This window comes from Catenulispora pinisilvae (assembly GCF_015356865.1).
In the GTDB taxonomy this organism is placed as follows: Bacteria; Actinomycetota; Actinomycetes; order Streptomycetales; family Catenulisporaceae; genus Catenulispora; species Catenulispora pinisilvae.
This window is the reverse complement of the sequence record NZ_JAAFZA010000430.1, coordinates 1-4,299: the sequence shown is the minus strand read 5'-3', so window position 1 is coordinate 4,299 and position 4,299 is coordinate 1. Positions and strand designations below refer to the sequence as shown.

The following is a 4,299-nucleotide window of genomic DNA, read 5'->3' as shown; positions in this document are numbered from 1 at the left end:
CGTCCTCATGCCCCGCATCGCCTACGACGACCACGTCCCACCCGGCGAATCCCGCATCTACCCCGGCGACCACGTCCACGCCACCGACGGCGTCATCGGCCACGTCCGCGGCGTCGTGGTGGCACCCGCCGGCTACGCGGTCACCCACATCCTCGTCGACGAGGGCCTGCTGCGCGGACACAAGCGGGTGGCGATCCCGATGGAGAAGGTCGGGGGCGTGGGGGAGGACGGGGTGCGGGTGCTGATGACGCGGCGGGAGATCAAGGAGCTGTCGCCGTGCGAAGTGATTGATAGATCAGCTCAATGAGATTGCCCTCCGGATCGTGGATGTAGGCGTAGCGCACGCCTTCACTCGCCCCGGGCCCCGGCTCGACCACCACCGGCGCCTCGCAGTCAGTGGTCAGCCATCGGAAGGTGCCATCCAGATCGGCCACTTGAAGCGCCAGGTGCGTATACGTCTGACGAGCCGTGGCCGCGAACGGATCCGGTGTCTCGACCGGCGTGGAGCCGGCCCGCTCGGTGAGCTCGACGCGCAGCCCGGCGCCGTCGCTCAGGATCGCGGTGCGGACGCCGGCGTCGGGCAGGTCCAGGCGCTCCTCGACCTGGGCGAGGCCGAGGGCCTTGCGGTACCAGCTCTCCTGGGCGTCGAGGTCGGCGACCGAGAGGCTGACGTGGTGGACGCGGAAGGTGGGTGCGGTGGGCATGCTGCGCCCCTCCTGAGGTTAATGATATTTACCTGGTGAATGGTGTTAACCTTACCGGCATGACGCCACCTGTCAAACGCCGACCGAGCGGCCAGCACCACGGCGACCTGCGCAACGCGTTGGAGCGGGCGGCGCTGGAACTCGTCGCCGAGAAAGGGCCGCACGGCTTCAGCCTGAACGAGGCGAGCCGACGGGCCGGAGTGAGCGTCGCGGCGCCCTACAAGCACTTCGCCGATCGCGAAGCGCTGCTCGCCGCGCTGGCCGTCACCGGATACCGCGAGCAGCGTGAACAGTTCGCCAGGGCCATATCGGCTCTGGACGATCCGGCTGATCAGCTTGCTGCTTTCGCGGCTGCCTACGTGCGCTTCGCCGCGGAGAAACCGGCGCTCTTCGACGTCACCTTCTACGCCGGTCTCGACAAGGCCCGGCATCCCGAACTCGCCGAGGCCGGTGACGCCCTGCTGGCGACGCTGCTGCCGGTCGCAGCCCGCATCACTGCGAGTGAATCAGCAGCCTTCGACCTGCTGCTCCGGATCTCCTCCGCGGCTCACGGCCTGGCCGTGTTCCTGCGCCAAGGGCTGTTCGGCGTCGCGGCGGACGCCCTGGAGGAGACAGCGCAACGAGCGGCGCGCACCGCACGCGCGCTCATCGCCGACGCGAAATCGCCGGCGGCATGAACCCAGCGCCGGCATGAACCAATCGCCGGCATGAACCCATCACTGAGGTGACCTCGTCGCCGACCTGAAACCGGCTGAGCCCTCAGCTCAACTGCTCCGCCAGCCCGATGATGATCCCACTCGGCCCGCGCAGGTAGCACAGCAGAAAGCTGTCTTCGAACCGTGACACCTCCCCGATCAGTTCGCCACCGTGCGGCCGCAACCGCGCGAGCGTGTCCTCGAGGTCGTCGACCGCGAACATGACGCGGTGCACGCCCATCGTGTTCGCGGCAGGCACGGCCGGCGTCGGGGTGACCGGCTCAGGGGTGTGATACTTCGTGAGCTCCAGCCGACCCGGGGCGCCGGGGATCGCCATCATCTCGATCTCGCTGTGCATCCCCTTGAGCCCGACGACCCTTCCGGCCCAGTCCTCGTCGATCCGCATCCGGCCTTGCGACTCCATGCCGAGCTCGGTGAAGAAGGCGACAGCGGCGTCCAGGTCCTCGACGACGATGCCGACGTTGTCCATGCGCTGAATCGTCATGCCCCGAGGATAGGGGCCGCCGGACCTGCCGAACCCGCCGGAGCAGCACCGGACCCGCCGCCTACCCCGAATCCCTCACCACCGGCACCATGTGCTGCCGCGTCATAGGCGTCGAAGCCAGCGAGTTGTGCACCACGAACGCGACACTCCCCGGCAGATACCGATCCTCCGACCACTCCAGCGGCACCCCCGCCGGATCCGTCGACCGCCGCCGCTCCCGCAGCAGCGGGTCCTCGACCGCGCAGCCCAGCAGCGCCGCGTCCTGCGGGTCGGCCCGCGCCAGGTCGATCGTGTGCTCGGCGTCCGCGACGAACACGCCGGCCTGCTCCAGGAACTCGGTCACCGACACCGTGTCAGCGGGCAGAGTCTCCACGATGGCGCCGAGTGCCTCCGGATACGCCGTGCGCTCCAGCATCGCCGGACGTCCCGACAGCAGCCTGAGACGTACTACCCGCAGCACCCGAGCGTCGGCGTCGATCCGCAGCTGGCGGCGCTCGTCGGGGTCGGCGCTGTGCCATCCCTGGCGGATCACCCGCCCCTCCGGCGTCTCGCCGATGGAGCGCGCCCAGCGGGCGAAGCTCTGCATCTGGGCGAACTCCTGCACCGGCGCGTCGTCCAGCACCACCCGGCGGGTGCCGCGGCGCGAGGTAACCAGGCCGTCGTGCCGCAGCAGCATCAGCGCCTGGCGGATGGTGCCGCGCGAGACCTCGTAGCGCTCGGCCAGCGCCCCCTCGCTGGGCAGCTTGCCGCCCGGGCCGTACGCGTGCTCGGTGATGGCGTGCCGCAGTTCTTCCGCGATCTGCCGGTATCTCGGTTCCCGGGTCACCGGGTCCCCCCGCATCTGTCGTCGAGACCTGTCATCGGAATCCGTCGTGGATCCGTGGTCGAAATCCGTGGTCGAAATCTTTGCGATCTTATAGATAGTTGGCCAGACAACTAGGTGTTGGCCATACAACTTCGATCTGTTCACCCAGAGCCGGGTTTCCGTCCACCTGGCATCCGGATAGTCCTTGCCGCGGGTGAGTGCGGCCGATTCGGAACGCCGCCCCGACCGGGAGGAAACTGTGAATCGACGTCTGACGGGTATCGCCGCCACCGCGGTCGTCCTCGCCCTGAGCGCGACCGCCTGCTCGTCGAGTAAGAGCTCGGGCGCGAAGGGCGCGGCGGCCGGGGGTGCCGGGGCCAAGGGCGCCGCCACCGCGACCAGCGCCGCCGACCTGGGCGGCATGGACGCCCTGGTGGCCGCCGCCAAGAAGGAAGGCACGCTGAACGCCATAGCGCTGCCGAAGACCTGGGCCAACTACGGCGCCCTGATGGACGCCTTCACCGCCAAGTACGGCATCAAGATCAACGATGCCAACCCGGACGGCTCCAGCCAGGACGAGCTGAACGCGATCAAGCAGCTGGCCGGCCGCGGCAATGCCCCCGACGTCGTGGACGTCGGCCAGGCCGCAGCCACCTCCGGTGCCGCCGCGGGCCAGTTCGCGCCCTACAAGGTGGCCACCTGGTCGCAGATCGCTGACGCGCAGAAGGACTCCCAGGGTCTGTGGTACAACGACTACGGAGGCTACATCTCCATCGGCTACGACGCCGGTAAGGTGAAGACCCCGCCGACCACGCTGAAGTCCCTGGACAACCCGGTCTACAAGTCGCAGGTGGCGCTCAACGGCGACCCGACCAAGGCCAACGCCGCCCTGTCCGGCGTGTTCGCCGCGGCCCTGGCCAACGGCGGCAGCCTGGACAACGTCCAGCCCGGTATCGACTTCTTCGCCAAGCTGAAGTCCGAGGGCATCTTCATCCCGGTCGCGGCCACCCAGGCCACCATCCAGTCCGGCACCACGCCGATCACCATCGACTGGGACTACCTGCAGGCCTCGGCGGCCACGGACCTGAAGGCCAAGGGCATCGACTGGAAGGTCGTCGTGCCCTCCGACGGACTGTTCGGCGGCTTCTACAACCAGGCGATCAGCGCGACCGCCCCGCACCCGGCCGCCGCGCGGCTGTGGGAGGAGTTCCTGTACTCCGCCGAGGGCCAGAACCTGTGGCTCAAGGGCATGGCCCGCCCGGCCGAGCTCCCGGCGCTCCAGCAGGCCGGCACCGCCGACGCCACCGCGCTGGCCGCGCTGCCGCCGGTGACCGGCACCCCGCAGTTCGCCACCCAGGACCAGGTGACGGCGGGATCCAAGCTCGTCGTGACCGGCTGGGCGAAGGCGACCGGCTGACGTGAGCACCGCCGCCCCGGCGGACGTCCCGGCCGGCGTGGGGGAACCCACGCCGGCCGCTGCGGCGTCCCCTCTCGAACCCGCACGCGGTGACGCGGGTGGCGCTGGTAGCGCGGAAGATCCGCGCGGCTCGCGCCTTCCGCGCCGTACCCGCAGCACCCGCTCCCGTAGCC

At 69.7% G+C, this 4,299-nt stretch carries 5 protein-coding genes and 1 pseudogene; 3 read left to right on the top strand and 3 right to left on the bottom strand.

The window, feature by feature from the left end:
- A pseudogene (locus IZR01_RS48390) lies at window positions 1-307 on the top strand (hypothetical protein); the annotation flags it as partial.
- Here the strand turns inward: IZR01_RS48390 and IZR01_RS48385 are convergent.
- Entirely contained in the window at window positions 261-704 is a 444-nt protein-coding gene (locus tag IZR01_RS48385; RefSeq protein WP_194927806.1) for a VOC family protein, read from the bottom strand. The pseudogene IZR01_RS48390 and the gene IZR01_RS48385 overlap by 47 nt on opposite strands.
- 59 nt (window positions 705-763) lie before the next feature.
- Here IZR01_RS48385 and IZR01_RS48380 point away from each other — a divergent pair, with 59 nt between their 5' ends.
- Window positions 764-1,381 (top strand): TetR/AcrR family transcriptional regulator, encoded by a 618-nt coding sequence (locus tag IZR01_RS48380; RefSeq protein WP_194927805.1) that lies wholly within the window; start codon window positions 764-766, stop codon window positions 1,379-1,381.
- Window positions 1,382-1,463: 82 nt separating this feature from the next.
- On the opposite strand, the gene IZR01_RS48375 is transcribed toward IZR01_RS48380, so the two are convergent.
- Both IZR01_RS48375 and IZR01_RS48370 read right to left on the bottom strand, forming a co-directional pair.
- Window positions 1,464-1,904: a VOC family protein gene (locus IZR01_RS48375; protein ID WP_194927804.1), complete on the bottom strand. Its 441-nt coding sequence runs from the start codon at window positions 1,902-1,904 to the stop codon at window positions 1,464-1,466.
- Between the two features lie 61 nt (window positions 1,905-1,965).
- Window positions 1,966-2,730: a GntR family transcriptional regulator gene (locus IZR01_RS48370; protein ID WP_323746764.1), complete on the bottom strand. Its 765-nt coding sequence runs from the start codon at window positions 2,728-2,730 to the stop codon at window positions 1,966-1,968.
- 238 nt (window positions 2,731-2,968) lie between these two features.
- On the opposite strand from IZR01_RS48370, the gene IZR01_RS48365 reads away from it, so the two are divergent.
- On the top strand, window positions 2,969-4,126 hold the full coding sequence (locus IZR01_RS48365; protein WP_194899853.1) for an ABC transporter substrate-binding protein: 1,158 nt from the start codon (window positions 2,969-2,971) through the stop codon (window positions 4,124-4,126).
- Window positions 4,127-4,299: the final 173 nt, after the last annotated feature.

Excerpts from the sequence above, each read along its gene's own strand:
- IZR01_RS48385 (WP_194927806.1), bottom strand. The coding sequence starts at position 704 with ATGCCCACCGCACCCACCTTCCGCGTCCACCACGTCAGCCTCTCGGTC.
- IZR01_RS48380 (WP_194927805.1), top strand. The coding sequence starts at position 764 with ATGACGCCACCTGTCAAACGCCGACCGAGCGGCCAGCACCACGGCGAC.
- IZR01_RS48375 (WP_194927804.1), bottom strand. The coding sequence starts at position 1,904 with ATGACGATTCAGCGCATGGACAACGTCGGCATCGTCGTCGAGGACCTG.